The sequence below is a fragment of the Marinobacter xestospongiae genome (genome assembly GCF_023156385.1).
Classification (GTDB): domain Bacteria; phylum Pseudomonadota; class Gammaproteobacteria; order Pseudomonadales; family Oleiphilaceae; genus Marinobacter; species Marinobacter xestospongiae.
The window spans coordinates 212,927-230,305 of sequence record NZ_JAKZAK010000001.1 but is presented as its reverse complement, the minus strand read 5'-3'; the positions used below and the strand labels follow the sequence as shown (position 1 = coordinate 230,305).

General features: G+C 63.1%; 14 protein-coding genes. 4 read left to right on the top strand and 10 right to left on the bottom strand.

Annotated features, from left to right (window positions below; genetic code table 11):
* Positions 1 to 131 precede the first annotated feature (131 nt).
* The 3 genes from MLD24_RS01055 to MLD24_RS01045 form a co-directional block, all read right to left on the bottom strand.
* A complete protein-coding gene (locus MLD24_RS01055; protein ID WP_248163257.1) occupies positions 132 to 650 on the bottom strand; it encodes a hypothetical protein in 519 nt (172 codons plus the stop codon).
* A 93-nt stretch (positions 651 to 743) separates the two neighbouring features.
* On the bottom strand, positions 744 to 1,460 hold the full coding sequence (locus MLD24_RS01050; protein WP_248163256.1) for a response regulator: 717 nt from the start codon (positions 1,458 to 1,460) through the stop codon (positions 744 to 746).
* 171 nt (positions 1,461 to 1,631) lie between these two features.
* On the bottom strand, positions 1,632 to 2,936 hold the full coding sequence (locus MLD24_RS01045) for an ATP-binding protein (RefSeq protein ID WP_248163255.1): 1,305 nt from the start codon (positions 2,934 to 2,936) through the stop codon (positions 1,632 to 1,634).
* 223 nt (positions 2,937 to 3,159) lie between these two features.
* Between MLD24_RS01045 and MLD24_RS01040 the strand changes: the two genes are divergently transcribed.
* Positions 3,160 to 3,870, top strand: a complete 711-nt coding sequence (locus MLD24_RS01040; RefSeq protein WP_248163254.1) for a hypothetical protein — start codon at positions 3,160 to 3,162, stop codon at positions 3,868 to 3,870.
* Between the two features lie 88 nt (positions 3,871 to 3,958).
* Here MLD24_RS01040 and MLD24_RS01035 read toward each other — a convergent pair whose 3' ends face one another.
* The 7 genes from MLD24_RS01035 to MLD24_RS01005 all read right to left on the bottom strand — a co-directional run bounded on the left by MLD24_RS01035 (position 3,959) and on the right by MLD24_RS01005 (position 13,885).
* Positions 3,959 to 4,660 carry a Crp/Fnr family transcriptional regulator gene (locus MLD24_RS01035; RefSeq protein WP_248163355.1) on the bottom strand — a complete coding sequence of 234 codons (702 nt, stop codon included), beginning with the start codon at positions 4,658 to 4,660 and terminating at the stop codon, positions 3,959 to 3,961.
* A 188-nt stretch (positions 4,661 to 4,848) separates the two neighbouring features.
* A complete protein-coding gene (locus tag MLD24_RS01030) occupies positions 4,849 to 5,652 on the bottom strand; it encodes a peptidylprolyl isomerase (protein WP_248163253.1) in 804 nt (267 codons plus the stop codon).
* 57 nt (positions 5,653 to 5,709) lie between these two features.
* A complete protein-coding gene (narI, locus tag MLD24_RS01025; RefSeq protein ID WP_227174328.1) occupies positions 5,710 to 6,387 on the bottom strand; it encodes a respiratory nitrate reductase subunit gamma in 678 nt (225 codons plus the stop codon).
* Positions 6,388 to 6,407: 20 nt separating this feature from the next.
* Positions 6,408 to 7,148: a nitrate reductase molybdenum cofactor assembly chaperone gene (gene narJ / locus MLD24_RS01020; RefSeq protein ID WP_248163252.1), complete on the bottom strand. Its 741-nt coding sequence runs from the start codon at positions 7,146 to 7,148 to the stop codon at positions 6,408 to 6,410.
* A gap of 11 nt (positions 7,149 to 7,159) precedes the next feature.
* A complete protein-coding gene (gene narH, locus MLD24_RS01015) occupies positions 7,160 to 8,737 on the bottom strand; it encodes a nitrate reductase subunit beta (RefSeq protein WP_248163251.1) in 1,578 nt (525 codons plus the stop codon).
* Entirely contained in the window at positions 8,734 to 12,483 is a 3,750-nt protein-coding gene (locus MLD24_RS01010; protein ID WP_248163250.1) for a nitrate reductase subunit alpha, read from the bottom strand. Before MLD24_RS01010 ends, narH begins: the two co-directional genes overlap by 4 nt.
* Positions 12,484 to 12,616: 133 nt before the next feature.
* On the bottom strand, positions 12,617 to 13,885 hold the full coding sequence (locus MLD24_RS01005; protein WP_248163249.1) for an MFS transporter: 1,269 nt from the start codon (positions 13,883 to 13,885) through the stop codon (positions 12,617 to 12,619).
* Between the two features lie 274 nt (positions 13,886 to 14,159).
* Here MLD24_RS01005 and MLD24_RS01000 point away from each other — a divergent pair, with 274 nt between their 5' ends.
* From MLD24_RS01000 to ubiT, 3 genes are all read left to right on the top strand, one after another.
* Positions 14,160 to 16,019, top strand: coding sequence for an ATP-binding protein (locus tag MLD24_RS01000; RefSeq protein WP_248163248.1), 1,860 nt, complete (start codon positions 14,160 to 14,162; stop codon positions 16,017 to 16,019).
* A 16-nt stretch (positions 16,020 to 16,035) separates the two neighbouring features.
* Positions 16,036 to 16,695 (top strand): two-component system response regulator NarL, encoded by a 660-nt coding sequence (narL, locus tag MLD24_RS00995; protein WP_248163247.1) that lies wholly within the window; start codon positions 16,036 to 16,038, stop codon positions 16,693 to 16,695.
* 124 nt (positions 16,696 to 16,819) lie between these two features.
* Entirely contained in the window at positions 16,820 to 17,371 is a 552-nt protein-coding gene (gene ubiT / locus MLD24_RS00990) for a ubiquinone anaerobic biosynthesis accessory factor UbiT (RefSeq protein WP_248163246.1), read from the top strand.
* Positions 17,372 to 17,379: the final 8 nt, after the last annotated feature.

Genomic DNA, 17,379 nt, shown 5'->3' with positions numbered 1-17,379 from the left:
ACATTTTGCGCACCCAATACTACTGTATAAAGAACAGTGACGCCGGGACAGGTCTATTTTCCGTGTTTCGGAAGTAAAAAAGCCGCCACGAACGTGGCGGCAGGCTTCAGGGAAGAGCAGAGGGTTCAGGGTCAGTAAAACGTGATGGGCTCACGGCGGGTGTCGCAGTTGCGGTCGCCGCAGATTTCCAGGATCAGGTAGCCGGTGAACGGCAGCTGAGGGAAATAGTCGGTAAGGTTGTTGCGTTGCAGCACATCGCCGTCTTCGCGGCAGGTGAAGTCATTGTCGGACTCGTACCGGCAGTGGAAGGTGACTTCGCGCAGGGCCGAGCAATGGTCGTCGTGCTCCACGCCGCATTCTTCGTCCACCAGTCGACGATCGTCGCTGGACAGGGTTTCATCGTCGCTCAGATACAGCCGGGCATCGAACAGCAGAGCGCCGGACGAGCGCCACTCCAGACGGGTGCTCTCACCCGGGTAAAGCGCGTCCCGGTTCATATCGAGGCGTTTGAGATCCACTTTGATCTCTTCGTTGATCTCCCGGAAGATCGGGTCGTCATTGCCGCCACAGCCACTCAGCAGCACGGTCATCAGGGCCGCTGGCAGCGCCAGGCGGCGACGAAGGTGTTGGCAGGCACCAGAGGTTTGCATGAATGGGTTCCTTGTGAGTCAGTCCTTGCTGGGTAGTCCTATTGTCCACATTATTGCAATGCACAACGTCTTGAATTTGTCCCCAGTTTGTCTTCAGCCGGTATTACGGGTTTCCCAGCTGTCCGGTGCGAACAGGTAGCCCTGGCCACGAACCGTGATAATGCGGGTGGACATGGACGCGCTGTCTCCCAGCTTGCGGCGCAGGGTGGCTACCTTGCTGTCGATACCGCGGTCCATACCGTCATACTCAATGCCCCGCAGGGTCCGGTACAGATAATCCCGGGACAACACTTCCTCCGGGTGGCTGGCCAGCAGCCAGAGCAGGTCAAACTCACTGGCGGTCAGTGACACCGGCTCCTGATCCAGCACCACCGCCCGGCGCACGCCGTGGATGGTCAGCCCACCGTAGCTCAGATCCCGGGGCTGGCTGTCGGTTGAACGGGCCTGATTGCCCTGTCGGCGCAGCAGCATGCGGATGCGGGCCAGCAACACCCGGGGCTGGATCGGTTTGGTGATGAAATCGTCCGCCCCCAGCTCAATGCCGGCCACATGGTCCATATCGTCCTCACTGGCGGTAAGGAACAGGATGCGACCGGGATAGTGAGAGCGGATCTCCCGACAGATGGTAAAGCCGTCCTTGCCGGGGAGCATCAGGTCCAGCATCACCAGGTCAGGCCGGGAGGCCAACACCGCCGCAGGTGCATCGCTGCCATCGGCAATGACTTCCACCTCAAAGCCCTGCTGGGACAGGTACTTTTCAATAAGCGACGCCAGCTTGTCGTCATCCTCTACGAACAGCACTTTCGGCATGATGATCGAGAACCTTGGGTTGCGGCAGGAACAACAACAGCCCCGGTTAACGCGGGGCTGTTGTACTCAGGTAAATTGTACTCGGGTGAAATGCACTCAGGTAAACTGTACTCAAGTGAACTGCACTCACGGGACAGATACTCACGGCATTCTAGCGGCCGGTGTGTCGTTCTACCAGACAGTGGGCCAGGACACACAAAAGCAGGCACCGCCCAGGTCAGAGTCCGTTACCGTGACCCGGCCCCGGTGCCACAACGCCACCTGGCGCACAATCGCCAACCCCAGACCATACCCACCGGTGGACCGGGTGCGGCTGCTGTCGAGCCGGCGGAAGGGGTCGAACACACGTTGCCGTTCATCCACCGGAATGCCGGGCCCATCGTCCTCCACCAGAACCTCACAACGATCGCCGTCCTGGCGCACCAGGATGCGGATACGGCTGTGAGCGTACTTGTGGGCGTTGCCCACCAGATTACCGATGGCCCGTTCCAGGTGCCGGGGCTCAAACGGCACCATCGCCCTGTTTTCGTCACCTGCGTGCCAACCCCCGGAATACTCCACCCGAATGTCGCTGCTGTGCCGGTAGGACGCCACCACCTTGTCCAGACTCTGGTGGAGGTTGTGGGGCGTCAGCGCCGGCGACAGCGGCGCCCGGTCGAAGCGGGCATAGGTCAGCAGTTCGTCCACCAGGTCGGCAAGTTCGTCGATATCGTCGGAGACTCCGTACATATACCCCTGACGTTCGGCCTCATCGGTTTCCTGGCGCATCATGTCGAGCTGGAAACGGGCCCGGGTTACCGGTGTGCGCAGCTCATGGGCCACCGCATTGGTGAGACTGCGATGGCTGGCGATCAGGTTCTCCAGCCGCTCCGCCATACGGTTGAAGGCCTGATTGAGCCGGCCCACCCGATCACCGCCCTTCTCGCTGGCACGGGCACTGAGGTCGCCCTCCCCCAACCGGGTCGCCACCCGCTCCAGCCCCCGCAACTTGGCCTGCAGCCGGGCCAGCCAGAAGAACACCGGCATCGCCAGCACCACAAACATCGACAGTTCGTACCAGCGTGAGGCCTCCATCAGCGGCTCATAGGTGCCCACGGGGCCCAGCGCCACCACCCGCCCCGACTCAGGCCCTGAAAGGCGGTGGTAGATAATGTCGGCCTCCAGATCCAGCACATTGCTCTCTCCGGCGACGAGCCGCTCCCGGATCGGGGCCGGAATGGCGGTATCGGTACTGGTCATCATGGTCAGCGGCAGGTTGGATCGATCCGGGTAGTTCGCCAATACCGCGTCAAACTCGGCCGGGGGCAGACGCTGGTGCAGGGCATCCAACATGTAGAAGCCGCCAATGTAGTCGTTGGTACGATCCAACTCGATCCAGTCGTGGACCATCGGGGTGATGGCGTATTGCCCAATCGCCTTATAGGCGAAGACACCCGCCAGCAGGATCAGGTACAGACTGATGAACAGTCGAATCATGGTTACCTCCGATACAGCCCGGCCCCGTGCCGGATGGAACGCCAATCATAGTTCGCTCATCACCTGAGACCAGCCCCAATGGGTGGGGAATTGTGACGATTTCGCGACAGAACCATGACAAACCCCGACACACCCACTGAGGAACCCCGGCCCCTGACCCGGCAAGCTGTCTGGCATGACCGGAACCGTCGGTCGTTTATCCATTGCCAAACAGGAAAACCTCATGCAACAGCCAACTCTCACTTCGTCCTTCCAACGCGGCCTGGCCGCTGCCCTGCTGATGGCCGCCTCCGTACCGGGGCTTGCCGCTGACTACAGCGCGGGTCTGACCCTGGGCTCCCAGGGTGGCGGTGCCATGGTCAGTACCCGTTTGCCCTGGAAACTGATGGGCCATGACCAGTTTCAGCTGCGGGCCCAGTTCGCCGGCCTGGATGGCGATCTCGACGATTTTGACAGCGTCAACGTCAAGGGCATCGATTATGACGACGGCGAACTGAGCACCTACAGCGCCCAGATCGGCCTGGACTGGTACCCGTTCAAAAGCTGGGCCGACGAGATCTTCGTCTCCGGTGGTCTGATCTGGCAGAAAACCGACATTGAAGGGAACGCCGACGTCGGTGACGCCCTCAACGTAGGGGGACAGCACCTGGCCGCCAACAGCCTTGAGTCTCTGAGCCTCGACGCCAACCAGCAGGGCGTTAACCCCTACCTGAGCGTGGGCTGGGGCAACCGCCTGGAAGCCGAACCCGGCTTCGATTTCATGATGGAACTGGGGCTGATCTTCCCGATGCGGGACGCCGATGTGTCCATGGCAGCGGTTGATCCCAACCAGGTACTCAATGCCGGCAGCCTGGCACGGGAACGCAAGGAAGTGGAAGACAAGCTGGAGGACGTACAGGGGCTGGCGATGATCACCGTGGCCTACCACTTCTGAGCCTTCGCACCGCTTTCCAGAAAGGCAAAAAAAGGGGCAGCCAGCGGCTGCCCCATTCAGGCCGGAGTGGTTGGGCCGAAGCCGCCACTCACTGGGAGAGGGTCATCAATCGGGTCGGGTTGGGTATGAACAGCCGGCTCTTGTTCACCCGTACCAACCCACTGGCCTTGAGTTCGGCCAGGATGCGGGAAAACGTTTCCGGCTGCATGGCCAGGCGGGACGCCACCAGGCACTTCGGCAATGGCAATTCCACCTCGCCACCCTCCCGGGCACCACCGGGCAGCAGGTCAACCAGATATCGGATCAACCGGTCCCGGGCATTCTGCACGGTCATGATCTCCAGATCATGGAACCGCGACACCGCGCGGCTGGCATAGTGCCGCAACGCGTGCTGGGCATAGTCCGGATTCTCCGCCAACAGCGCCCGGTATGCCTTGACCGGGATCATTAATACCTCGCTCTGTTTCAGTGCCTCGGCGTAACAGGCGTAACGTGCCGGATCGGCGTAGATCATCACCTCGGCAAAGCAGTCACCGGGGGCGAGGCTGTCCAGGGTGCGGTCAATGCCGGAGGCATCCAGGCGGTAGAGTCGCAGGCAGCCGGACACCACAAAGTAGAAGTGGCTGGCGGGCATGTCCTGGCGGTACAGCACCTGATGATGTCCCAGCCGGACCCGGCGGGCCTGGCGGATCACCCGGGCAAAGTCCACCGCGTCAAAGGCGCGGAACAGTGGGTGCTGCTGCAGGGCGCGGAGGTCGTCACTGACTGTCTCGATGCCCTCCGCCGGCATCGGTACAGGTTGACTGAACTTGGTATTGACGACTTCGGCGAACCCCATGACCAGCTCCTCTAATCATATATTTGATATGTGTGTTTATCATAGAGCCTTGCCGACCGATTGGCGCTCCCCCGATGGGGGTATATCGGGGGTATCGGGCCGCTTTCTGACACCGACTTGATCTGGATCAGAAAGGCCATTTACTGCAACAGCGGTGATCCGGACACCTCCAGATCGACGCCCTCCACTCCCAACTCCGCCGCCAGAACCAGCAGGTACTGGCGCAGGGCGCGACGGGTGCTGCCCTCCAGCAGCAACTGCCGTACCCGGGGTTTGGCCTGCTCAAACGGCAGCATCCTGCCCTCGATGCGCTGGTCGATACGCACCAGGTGCCAGCCATAGCGGGATTCGATCAGTGTCGATGCGATCCCTTCCGGCAGGTGCCACAGCGGGCGTTCAAACTCGGTCACCGTTTGTCCCGGCACCAGTTGCCCCAGGCTGCCGCCCTGGTGGCGGGATTCACAGGCGGAGTGTTCCCGGGCCAGGGCCTCGAAGCTGGCCTCGCCCTGGCTCAGCAGCGCCAGCAGCTCCTCCCCCAGACGCTGCTGACGCTGCCGCTCCTCGCCGTCGTCCGGAGCCGCCGGCAACAGAATGTGGCTGGCGGCCAACAGGGTGGGACTGCGGAAGCGCTCAGGATTGGCGTCATAGTAGCGGCGGCAGTCGGCGTCGTCGGGGTCCGGGATCGCCAGCTGCTGCTCCAGCAGCCGGCTGGTCACCGCTTCCTCACTGTCACCAGAGATCCCCTGACGTCGGGCATCCTGGCGCAGCAGCTCCCGCACCACCAGACTGCGGGCGGCCTGGTGCCAGGCCTCGCTGACTTCGGTGGCGGGATGGTGCTGCAACTCGGCGGCGATGTCCGCCTCCGGGATCAGGGTCTCGCCAACGCTCACCGGTGGAAACTGGTTGCGGGGCTTATCGGCTTCGCCGGTGGGAATAAGCTGCATGATCGGTCCTCCAGTCGGCTGTCATGATCGGCTGCAATAATTGCCCGAGATGGCTGACTAGGCGCGTTTACGCACCACCTGATAGCGTCGTGTCACGTATTCCAGCGGCGCGCTGAACATGTGCACCAGGCGGGTGAACGGAAACACCACGAACAGGGTCAGCCCGAGGAAAATGTGAAGTTTGTAGATCCAGTGCACCCCGGCAATGTGCGCCGCCGCGCCACCCTGGAACGTCAGGATGCCCTGGGCCCAGGCGGAGAATCGCAGCATGGTGCTGCCATCAAGATGTCCCAGGGTGGGCAGGATGGTCAGCAGCCCCAGCGCCACCTGGGCCGCCAGCAGCACAATGATGAGGTCGTCCGCCACGGTACTGGTGGCACGGACCCGGGGGTCGGTAAAGCGACGCACCGCCAGCATCACCGCGCCCACCAGGCAGGCCACGCCGGCAACACCACCCACCACAATCGCCATCACCTGTTTGGTACCGGCGGTCATGAACCAGTCGTAGGCCCAGTGGGGCGTCAGCAGACCGACAAGGTGGCCGAAGAAGATCACCAGAATACCGACATGGAACAGACCACTGGCCAGCGCCATGTTTTTCTTGCGCAGCATCTGGCTGGAGCCGGCCTTCCAGGTGAACTGGCCATGGTCGTAACGCAGCCAGCTGCCGATAAACAGCACCGCCAGGGCGATGTAGGGGTAGATTCCGAAAATCAGTGTGTTGAAATAAGACATGGTTATTCCCTCCTGCGCCCTCAGGCGCGCCCTGCCGGCAACTGATCCGCCGCCGGCATCAGCTGATCGCTCAAGTGGATGGTCTGTACCTGTTCCAGCTCGCGACGGCGCTGGCCGACCGCACCGGAACTGCCGCAGGGACCGCTCTGATCATCCACGAACCGCACCATTTCCTCTTCCCAGACCTTGTCCAGCGCCTCGGGGGTGTCATCCCGCACCTCGTCCGCCACCAGGCTCGCCAGCTGGCGCCGATCCGGCGCCTGACCGGCCAGATCCAGCAGGGCGTCAAACAGTGCATGATGCAGACTCTCACGCTGGTACAACCGTTCGGCCAGCAGCCCGAGAATGTGGTGAATGTCCTCCAGCCAGTGGCGCACCTCCGCCTGTGACCGGGTGGAGAGGAATTCCAGGAACAGCGGCAGGTAGTCCGGCAGCTCCCGGGCATCCAGCTCCAGGCCGGCGGCCTCGTACTCGCCGAGCAGGTCCACCATCGCCTGGCCGCGGTCGCGGGATTCACCGTGCACATGCTCGAACAGCAGCAGCGACAGCGAGCGTCCCCGATCGAAGGTGCTGACGTAGGCCTCCTGCAGGTCCATCAGGTCTTCATCGCAGAACACCTCCACACAGCGCAGCAACGCCTGTTTGTGCGGGGTGGTCAGATGGCTTTCCTCCAAGACCGTGGTGACCAGGGCATCCTTGGCGCTCTGCAGTTCCGCGGTGGGGTAGTCCAGCAAGCGGGCAATGACTCGAATAATCTGCATGGTCGGTCTCCTCAATCCTGCAGTTGCCGTGGGTCAACCTGCTTCACCGTGGTCAGCTGCTCCACCATGGTGGTGGTCTGCTTGCGACCGCCGAACAGGCTGAACTCACTGTCACCACCGTGGCAGCCATTGCCAAAGCTGAAGCCGCAGCCATTGCGCTCGCCGTACGCCGAGGCATCCGGGAACGCCTCTTTCGCCAGTTCGCGGTGGCTGGTGGGTATGACAAAACGGTCCTCGTAGTTGGCAATTGCCAGGTAGCGGTACATCTCGTCAGCCTGGGCCTTGCTCAGACCGGTCTCCTCCAGTGCCCGCAGGTCTTCCCGGCCTTCCACGGTTTCCGCCCGCTTGTACAGCCGCATGGCGAGAAGACGTTTCAGCGCGGTCACCACCGGCTTTTCGTCACCGGCGGTAAGCAGGTTGGCGAGGTATTTGACCGGAATCCGCAGGCTCTCGATCTTCGGCAGCACGCCGTCAAACGCCACCTTGCCGGCTTCCGCCGCGGATTGGATTGGCGACAGCGGCGGCACATACCAGACCATGGGCAGGGTGCGATACTCCGGATGCAGTGGCAGCGCCAGCTTCCAGTCCACCGCCATCTTGTACACCGGGCTCTGCTGGGCGGCTTCGATGACGTTCATCGGCACGCCGTCTTTCCGCGCCTGCTCGATCACCTTGGGATCGAACGGGTCGAGGAAGATCTCCAGCTGCTTCTCGTACAGTTCCTGCTCCCCTGGCGCGCTGGCCACTTCTTCAATGCGGTCGGCGTCGTAGAGCAGTACACCCAGGTAGCGGATGCGGCCAACACAAGTCTCAGAGCACACCGTGGGCATGCCGGCTTCGATGCGCGGGTAGCAGAAGATGCACTTCTCGGACTTGCCGGTTTTCCAGTTGAAGTAGATCTTCTTGTACGGGCAGCCAGACACACACATCCGCCAGCCCCGGCACTTGTCCTGGTCGATCAGCACGATGCCATCTTCTTCCCGTTTGTAGATGGCGCCGCTGGGGCAACTGGCAACACAGGCCGGGTTGAGGCAGTGCTCGCACAGCCGCGGCAGGTACATCATGAAGGTGTTTTCAAACTGGCCGTAGATGTCCGCCTGCACCTGGTCAAAGTTCTTGTCCTTGCGGCGCTTGGCGAATTCGGTGCCGAGGATTTCCTCCCAATTGGGCCCCCACTCCACCTTCTTCATGCGCTCGCCGGAGATCAGCGAACGGGGCCGGGCGACTGGTTGATGCTTGCTGTCGCCGGCGGTGTGCAGATGCTGGTAGTCGAAATCGAACGGCTCGTAGTAGTCGTCGATCTGGGGCAGGTCCGGGTTGGCGAAGATATTTGCCAGCACCCGGAACTTGCCACCGATGCGGGGTTTGATTCGACCGGCGCTGTCGCGCAGCCAGCCGCCTTTCCATTTGTCCTGGTTCTCCCACTCTTTGGGGTAGCCAACACCGGGCTTGGTTTCGACGTTGTTGAACCAGGCGTACTCCATGCCTTCACGGCTGGTCCAGACGTTCTTGCAGGTCACCGAACAGGTGTGACAACCGATGCACTTGTCCAGGTTCAGCACCATGCCGACTTGCGAACGGATTTTCATTTCACTGCCTCCTGTACATCGTCGTTGCCTTCGCCATCGAGCCAGTCCACCCGGTGCATCTTGCGCACCACCACGAACTCGTCACGGTTGGAGCCGACGGTGCCGTAGTAATTGAAACCGTAGGAGTACTGGGCGTAGCCACCGATCATGTGGGTCGGTTTCGGGCACACCCGGGTCACCGAGTTGTGGATGCCGCCGCGGGTGCCGGTCACCTCGGAGCCAGGTACATTCACAATCCGTTCCTGGGCGTGGTACATCATCGCCATGCCCGGCATTACCCGCTGGCTCACCACTGCCCGTGCCGCAATGGCACCGTTGCTGTTGAACAGCTCGATCCAGTCGTTGTCTTCTACGCCGATGTCTTTGGCGTCGTCCTCGCTGAGCCAGACGATGGGGCCACCGCGGGACAGGGTCAGCATCAGCAGGTTGTCGCTGTAGGTGCTGTGGATGCCCCACTTCTGGTGCGGGGTAATCCAGTTCAGCGCCTTCTCCGGGTTGCCGTTGGATTTCTTGCCGATCATCGGTGCCGCCGCCTTGGTGTTGATGGGCGGGCGGTACACCAGCAGGCTCTCACCGAAGGCCCGCATCCACTCGTGGTCCTGGTAGAACTGCTGACGGCCGGTGAGGGTGCGCCAGGGGATCAGCTCGTGGACGTTGGTGTAACCGGCGTTGTAGGACACATGCTCGTCTTCCAGGCCAGACCAGGTCGGGCTGGAGATGATCTTGCGCGGCTGGGCCACGATGTCGCGGAAGCGGATCTTTTCCTCTTCCTTGTTGGTGGCCAGGTGGGTGTGATCCAGACCGGTCATCTCCGACAGCGCCTTCCAGGCTTTCACCGCCACCTGGCCGTTGGTTTCCGGCGCCAGCGACAGGATCACCTCGGCGGCATCGATGGCGGTTTCGATCTTCGCCAGGCCAGCATTGGCCCCCTCGCTGTGGCGGTGGTTGAGATCCCGCAGGAAATCCACTTCCTTCTGGGTGTTCCAGTTGATGCCCTTGCCGCCGTTGCCCAGTTTCTCCATCAGCGGGCCGAGGGAGGTGAAACGGGCGTAGGTGTTGGGGTAGTCCCGCTCCACGGTGATGAAGTTGGGCGCGGTCTTGCCGGGGATCAGTTCGCACTCGCCCTTTTTCCAATCTTTCACGTCGAACGGCTGGCCCAGTTCCGCCGGCGCGTCGTGAAGCAGCGGCAGGGTCACCACGTCCTTTTCTACCCCCAGGTGGCCTTCGGCGGCCTGGGAGAAGGCCTTGGCGATGCCCTTGTAGATCTCCCAATCACTGCGGGCTTCCCAGGCCGGGTCGGTGGCCGCAGTCAGCGGGTGAATGAACGGGTGCATGTCCGAGGTATTGAGGTCGTTCTTCTCGTACCAGGTGGCCGTCGGCAGCACGATGTCGGAGTACAGACAGGTGGTGGACATGCGGAAGTCCAGGGTCACCAGCAGGTCGAGCTTGCCCTGCTGGGCCTCGTCGTGCCATTTGACTTCCTGTGGCTTGGCGCCACCTTCCTCGCCCAGGTCTTTGCCCTGCAGGCCGTTGGTGGTACCCAGCAGGTACTTGAGCATGTACTCGTGGCCCTTGCCGGAGGAACCCAGCAGGTTGGAGCGCCAGACAAACAGGTTGCGGGGATGGTTCTGCTCCGCGTCCGGGTCCTCGGCGGCGAAAGCCAGGCTGCCGTCCTTGAGGGACTGGGCGACGTAGTCCGCCACTTCCATGCCCGCCTTCTCTGCCTCGGCGGCGATGGTCAGCGGGTTGCGGTTGAGCTGCGGCGCCGACGGCAACCAGCCCATGCGCTCGGCGCGAACGTTGTAGTCGATCAGACTACCGGAGAATTTGTCCTTGTCCGCCAGCGGCGACAGGATCTCATCCACACCCACTTTCTCGTAACGCCACTGACCGGAGTGGGCGTAGAAGAACGAGGTGGAGTTCATGTGCCGGGGTGGGCGCTGCCAATCGAGGGCGAATGCCAGCGGCTGCCAACCGGTCTGCGGCCGCAGTTTCTCCTGGCCGACATAGTGGGACCAACCACCGCCGCTCTGGCCGATGCAGCCGCAGAGGATCAGCATGTTGATCAGGCCACGGTAGTTCATGTCCATGTGGTACCAGTGGTTCATCCCGGCTCCCACAATGACCATGGACTTACCCCGGGTCTTGTCGGCGTTGTCGGCAAACTCACGGGCGATGCGGATGACTTTCTCTGCCGGTACGCCAGTGATCTGTTCCTGCCAGGCCGGGGTGTAGGGCTTGACCTGATCGTAGGCAGTAGCACCATCGTCATCACCGAGGCCACGGTTGATGCCGTAGTTGGCCACCATCAGGTCAAACACCGTGACCACCTGTGCCTGCTCGCCATTGGCCAGGGTGACCTTGCGGCTGCCCAGCTTGTGGGTCAGGGTGTCGCTGACTTCGACGTGGTTGTAGTGATCGTGCTCGATGCCGCCGAAGTACGGGAACGCCACGTCCACCACCTCGTCGTGCCCTTCCACCAGCGACAACTTGAGTTTGGTGTTGTTCTGTCCGGCACCCTGGCTCTGCTTCAGGTTCCACTTGCCCTTCTCGCCCCAGCGGAAACCGATGGAGCCGTTGGGGGCGGTCAGCTCGTTGCTGTCCTCGTCGATGGCGATGGTCTTCCACTCGGGGTTGTTCTCTTCCCCCAGTCCATCCACCAGGTCGCTTGCCCGCAGGAACCGGCCCGGCACGTAGCGGCCGTCCTCGGCCTTGTCCAGCATCACCAGGTACGGCATGTCGGTGTAGCGACGGACGTAGTCGGTGAAGTACGGGCTTGGGTTGTCGATGTGGAACTCTTTCAGGATCACGTGGCCCATGGCCATGCCCAGGGCCGCGTCGGTGCCCTGCTTGGGGTTGAGCCATTCGTCGGAGAGCTTGGAGACCTCGGCGTAATCCGGCGTAATGGCCACGGTCTTGGTGCCCTTGTAGCGCACCTCGGTGAAGAAGTGGGCGTCCGGAGTCCGGGTCTGGGGCACGTTGGAACCCCAGGCGATGATGTAGCCGGAGTTGTACCAGTCGGCGGATTCCGGCACGTCGGTCTGCTCACCCCAAGTCTGGGGCGAGGCCGGCGGCAGGTCGCAGTACCAGTCGTAGAAGCTCATGCAGACACCGCCGATCATCGACAGGTAGCGGCTGCCGGCGGCGTAGGACACCATGGACATGGCAGGGATCGGCGAGAAGCCGATGACCCGGTCCGGGCCGTACTTCTTGGCGGTGTAGACGTTGGAGGCGCCAATCAGCTCGTTGAGTTCATCCCAGCTGGAACGGACAAAACCGCCCATGCCCCGGCGGGTCTTGTACTCGGTGCTCTTCCTGGGGTCTTCGACGATCGACGCCCAGGCCTGTACCGGGTCCGGGTACTGGGCCTTGGCCGCCCGCCACAGCTTGAGCAGGTGCTTGCGGGCCAGCGGGTATTTCAGCCGGTTGGCGCTGTACATGTACCAGGAGTAGCTGGCGCCCCGGGGGCAGCCACGGGGCTCGTGGTTGGGCAGGTCGGGGCGGGTACGGGGGTAGTCGGTCTGCTGGGTTTCCCAGGTCACCAGGCCGTTCTTGACGTAGATCTTCCAGCTGCAGGAACCGGTGCAGTTCACCCCATGGGTGGAGCGCACGATCTTGTCGTGCTGCCAGCGCTGGCGGTAGCCGTCTTCCCAGTCACGACTGACGGCGTGGGTCTCGCCGTGACCGTTGGCGAAGGGTTCCCGCTTCTTCCTGAAGTAGTTCAGTTTATCGATCAAGTGACTCATGGTCTCTCTCCAGACACAGGGGGGCAGACGCCCGGAAACCGGCGCTCCAAAGGGCCTGCCCCGGTATCGTTTGGAATCATTGTGAGGAAGAAAAACCCTGAAATCTGCGTGGTTACCCCGAGAGACCCGGTGGCTAACCCGTTGGGGGTAGGGGCCCCATACACCGGTCGGAGCGACTGGCCCACTCCAGCACCACCCAGGTGCACAGGCCAAAGATGAACAGCAACATGAACACCGCACTGGCCACCCCCACCCAGGCCACCGCCAGACCAAACATCAGCGGCAACAGAAAGGCCGTGGAGCAGGCCGCGGCCAGCATAAGGCCGCCTACCACCCCGAGATGGCGGGGGTATTCGTCAAACAACAGCCGCAACAGCGCCCCCAGCCCCAGCCCCATGGTAAAGCTGAGCAGCACCAGGCCGACCACCACCCAGTCCAGCGAGGGCTGGATCGACAGCAGGATCGTCCGCTCGATACCGACGATGGCCAGGTCGGTGTCGGGATAGGACAGCAGGAACAGCGGCACCAGGCACAGCAACAGCACCAGCCGCAGCAGGGTGACCGCACCAAAACGATCGGCACCGATGCCACCGGCGATCTGGGCCAGCACCACCGGCAGCGCAAACAGCAATGACCAGCGGGCGCCGTCCTCCAGGGACAGCTGGAATTGCGTCGACAGGTAATCCGGCAACCACAGGCCCAGGCCCACCAGGCCACCGAACAGAAAACTGAAATACAGACACAGCCGCCAGACCCGCGATCGCGCCAGGAACCGCAGCGATACCCCCAGCGACACCAGCGGGCGCTGGCTACGGTCGGTGGGTTCGGGATCGGTGAGCACCAGCAGCAACAGCGCGATGACCACCAGTACCAGCACATAGGCCAGAGGCGCCAGCTGCCAGCTGTAGGCACGCTCCACCACCGGCACGATCAGGTAGGAAAAGCCGGCACCGCTGACACCGACGCCGAATACCCCCAGCACCAGGCCGGCCCGCGAGGGCGGCAGGTAGGTCACCAGGTACTGCAGGCCGGCACTGAACAGGCCACCGGCCGCGCCCAAGCCCAGACCCGCGACCAGAAAACCGGTGTAGCTGTGCACCGACGACAGCAACAGCAGTGCCGCCATCAACGCCAGCAGACAAGCCAGGATCACCCGGCGACCGCCGAAGCGCTGGGTGGCCACCCCCAGCGGGAACGCCACCAGACCGCCAGACAGCATCGGCATCGCCAGCAGCAAAGCAAACTCCAGATGACTGAGGGCGAACTGGTGGCGTAACTGCACCCCCAGCACCGCGAACAGGGTCCAGCAGGCAAAGGCCACGAAAAACGCCGCCAGGGTCAGCGGCAACGCAACCATCAGCGAGGTCTGGTCAACCGATTGGCTGGGTCGGTGCCCGCGCATGCTTCCCCCGTCTGGCTCTGTGGCAATGGACTGCAGCGGCATGAGCCATCCGGGGCCACCACCGTGCCCCATCAGTGTGAGTGTCGCCAGTGTCGACGGTCAAAGACGCATTGGAGGCAACGCCATCCGGGGTAAGCCTCTATCTCCAAAGGGTTATTGCCATGAAAAAGCGATGGCCCGGGGTTCAAAAACTGCGACAGCCCGCGGTGTTTGGGCTACCCTTGCTGGGTTAGAATCAACGAATACAGCCCTCCGGATACGGCCACACTGACCTATGCTGAACAACTCCCTGGTGCACCGTCTCGGCGCTGTTGTCGCTGCCATCAGCATCGTTGCCCTGATGAACATCGCCATTTCCATGGCCATTTCCGCCAGCATCCAGGGCAGCGCCACCGCCATCAACCTTGCGGGGTCGCTGCGGATGCAGAGCTTCGTGCTGCTGAGCGACTGGCTGCAGGTCTCCGGCCCCGGCGGGCTGACTGAAAACGAGCGACTGCAACGGCTGGAGAACTTCAGCCAGCGCCTGGAACATCCCGGCCTGATCAATGCCCTGCCGTCGGCGGTGGACCATGACCTGGCCCGCCAGCACCAGCAGGTCACCGAGCTCTGGCAGCAGCAGATCCGCCCGCTGTTTCGTGACCGCCCCACCGCCAGCACCGCCACCGAACTGCGGGAGCGCATCGATCGGCTGGTTCACAAGATTGACAGCCTGGTGGCCATGCTGGAGGCCCGCACCGAAGCCCGGGTGCGGCTGATGAACCTGGTGCAGACCATCAGCCTGATTTTCGCCGCGCTGGTAATCGTACTGATGGTGTTCGACATCAAGGCACGGGTGCTGCGGCCCCTGGGGCGGCTGCTGGAAATCGCCCAGGCCGTGGGCCGCAAGGACTTCGACCAGCGCGCCAACCTGCCCGGCCGGGATGAGCTGAGCCAGCTCGGCGGCGCCCTCGACCAGATGACCAGCGCCCTCGCCAAGAGCTACCGGCAACTGGAATCGGAAGCCTGGGAGAAAACCCGCGAGCTGGAGAAAAGCCACGCTGCCCTGGAACTGCTGCACCGGGCCAGCCGTTCACTGTTTGCCAACCGCGACCTGTGCGGCGGCTCGATTCCCCTGCTGCAGCAACTGGAAGAACTGCTCAACATCGGCCCGATCCGGCTCTACCTGCACGACCGCCATGCCGCCGAGATGGTGGAAGCGGTGACCACCGCCAGCGTCGACCGGCCCTATTACTGCCGCGATCACCACTGCACCGCCTGTCTGGTCACCCCCGAAGCCTACGAGGCGCTGCCCCCCAGCGAGGACGGCCAGCGCCTGCTGCTGCCGATCCGTACCGCCTCCAGCCTGCTAGGCACCCTGGAGGTGTGGTACCGCCGCGATCAGGGCCTGCCCTCCACCGCCCGTCGCCTGCTGGAAACCCTCAGCGACCAGCTCGCCACCGCCATCTTCCTGCAGAACCAGATCACCGAGCAGCAGCAACTGACCCTGGCGGAAGAGCGGGCGGTGATCGCCCGGGAACTGCACGACTCCCTGGCCCAGTCCCTGTCCTACCTGAAAATGCAGGTGGCCCGGTTGCGCCGGGTGGGACTCGACCCGAACAACGAGCAGCTGCACGAAGACATCCTGGAAGAGCTCAGTACCGGCCTGAACAGCGCCTACCGACAATTGCGGGAACTGCTCACCACCTTCCGCCTGAAACTCGATACGCCAGACCTCGGCAGCGCCCTGCGGGAGACCGTGAACGAGTTCAGCGAACGGCTCGACTACAGCGTCAGCCTGGATTTCCGGCTGCCGCCCCAGACCCTGTCTGCCAACGAAGAAATCCATGTGCTGCAGGTGGTCCGGGAGGCGCTGGCCAATGCCGTCAAGCACGCCCGGGCCACCGAGGTTGAGGTCACCATTGCCTTCGACACGCCGACCGTCAAGGTCCGGGTGAGTGACAACGGCGTCGGGCTCCCCGACGGCGATCAGCCGCCCCAGCACTACGGCCTGATCATCATGCAGGACCGGGCCCGAACCCTGGGCGGCCGGCTCGCGGTCAACAACCGCCCGGAAGGTGGCGTGGACGTCACCCTGGCGTTTATCCCCAAGAGCCGACACCTGATTCCAACCCAACCATCCACCACCGAAGCCTGACTGGAGACTTTTGCCCATGCCGGATACGGACGCACCCGCCAGCATTCTGCTGATCGATGACCATCCCCTGCTGCGCCAGGGCATCAAGCAACTGGTCGAACTTGAAGACGACATGGAGGTGGTGGCCGAAGCCAGCAACGCCCGCGACGGCATTGCCCTGGCCCGGGACATCGAACCCGACCTGATCCTGCTGGACCTGAACATGCCGGAGATGAACGGCATCGATACCCTCAAGGCGCTGCGTGCCGATGAGATCGGCTCCCGCATCATCATCTTCACCGTTTCCGACCACGAGGACGATGTGGTGGCGGCCTTGCGGGCCGGTGCTGACGGCTACCTGCTCAAGGATATGGAGCCGGACGACCTGGTACCCCAACTGCGCCAGGCCGCGCTGGGGCGGATGGCGATCAGCGACCGTCTGACCGCCCTGCTGGCAGAGGCGCTGAGGTCACAGAAGCCGGAAACCGAGCGGGCCGATTACGCCAGTCTCACCCCGCGGGAGAAGGACATCCTCAAACTGATCGCCGAAGGCCTGTCCAACAAGATGATCGGCCGCAAGCTCAACATCAGCGATGGCACCGTCAAGGTCCACGTCAAACACCTGCTGAAGAAGCTCAAACTGAGATCGCGGGTGGAAGTGGCGGTGTGGGCGGTGGAAGAAGGGTTGCACCGTTAGTGTCCCGTCGGGCTAATGCCTTAGCCTACTGCTTGCCTCTGATCTGGCGGGCGTTGGCTTATATCAAGTCGCCCGGGCACCGGTTTCGATAGGCTGGCGGGATCGCTACCGTTCTGGAGGTCACATGTCCCTGCCCCACCCCCGCCAGCTTGTCCGCGCCCTGCCATCCTTGCCGGGTCATGCCCGCAGCCATGCCGACCACGCCGCAGCACCCACGTCGCTGAGGCATCAGCTGACCGGCGTGCTGAAAGCCTATGCACCGTCGCCGGCGCCCTGGCTGGCGGCGCTGGACCGCCGCGTGCCGGTACCACTGAAACAGCTGCTGCTGGAGGCCCCGCTGAACCGGGTGTTTGCCGAGGCCATCAGCGGCGGCGAGTTTGACGAGTTCGAGGGCCGCCGTATCCGGCTGGAGTGCCACGGCGGTCAGCCCGGCGTCACCCTGGGGTTCTGGTGTGGCCGGCTCCGGGTGGTGGACGGCCCCGGCGAAGCCACCATTCGTGGCACCCTGGCCGCCTTTCGCACCCTGGCGGAACGGCAGCAGGACCCGGATCAACTGTTCTTCCAGCGTCGCCTGGTGATCGAGGGCGACACCGAGCTGGGCCTGGGCCTGAAGAACCTGCTGGACAGCCTGGAGTGGCAACTGCTGCCAACCCGGACCCCGGCCCTGACAGGCTGAACACCAGC

Bases quoted from the DNA above. Each gene is read 5' to 3' on its own strand.
- narJ (WP_248163252.1), bottom strand. From the start codon at position 7,148: ATGCAGATTATTCGAGTCATTGCCCGCTTGCTGGACTACCCCACCGCG.
- MLD24_RS01010 (WP_248163250.1), bottom strand. From the start codon at position 12,483: ATGAGTCACTTGATCGATAAACTGAACTACTTCAGGAAGAAGCGGGAA.
- MLD24_RS01000 (WP_248163248.1), top strand. From the start codon at position 14,160: ATGCTGAACAACTCCCTGGTGCACCGTCTCGGCGCTGTTGTCGCTGCC.
- MLD24_RS01055 (WP_248163257.1), bottom strand. From the start codon at position 650: ATGCAAACCTCTGGTGCCTGCCAACACCTTCGTCGCCGCCTGGCGCTG.
- narI (WP_227174328.1), bottom strand. From the start codon at position 6,387: ATGTCTTATTTCAACACACTGATTTTCGGAATCTACCCCTACATCGCC.
- MLD24_RS01035 (WP_248163355.1), bottom strand. From the start codon at position 4,660: ATGCCGGCGGAGGGCATCGAGACAGTCAGTGACGACCTCCGCGCCCTG.
- narL (WP_248163247.1), top strand. From the start codon at position 16,036: ATGCCGGATACGGACGCACCCGCCAGCATTCTGCTGATCGATGACCAT.
- MLD24_RS01040 (WP_248163254.1), top strand. From the start codon at position 3,160: ATGCAACAGCCAACTCTCACTTCGTCCTTCCAACGCGGCCTGGCCGCT.
- MLD24_RS01050 (WP_248163256.1), bottom strand. From the start codon at position 1,460: ATGCCGAAAGTGCTGTTCGTAGAGGATGACGACAAGCTGGCGTCGCTT.
- MLD24_RS01045 (WP_248163255.1), bottom strand. From the start codon at position 2,936: ATGATTCGACTGTTCATCAGTCTGTACCTGATCCTGCTGGCGGGTGTC.
- MLD24_RS01005 (WP_248163249.1), bottom strand. From the start codon at position 13,885: ATGCGCGGGCACCGACCCAGCCAATCGGTTGACCAGACCTCGCTGATG.
- ubiT (WP_248163246.1), top strand. From the start codon at position 16,820: ATGTCCCTGCCCCACCCCCGCCAGCTTGTCCGCGCCCTGCCATCCTTG.
- narH (WP_248163251.1), bottom strand. From the start codon at position 8,737: ATGAAAATCCGTTCGCAAGTCGGCATGGTGCTGAACCTGGACAAGTGC.
- MLD24_RS01030 (WP_248163253.1), bottom strand. From the start codon at position 5,652: ATGCAGCTTATTCCCACCGGCGAAGCCGATAAGCCCCGCAACCAGTTT.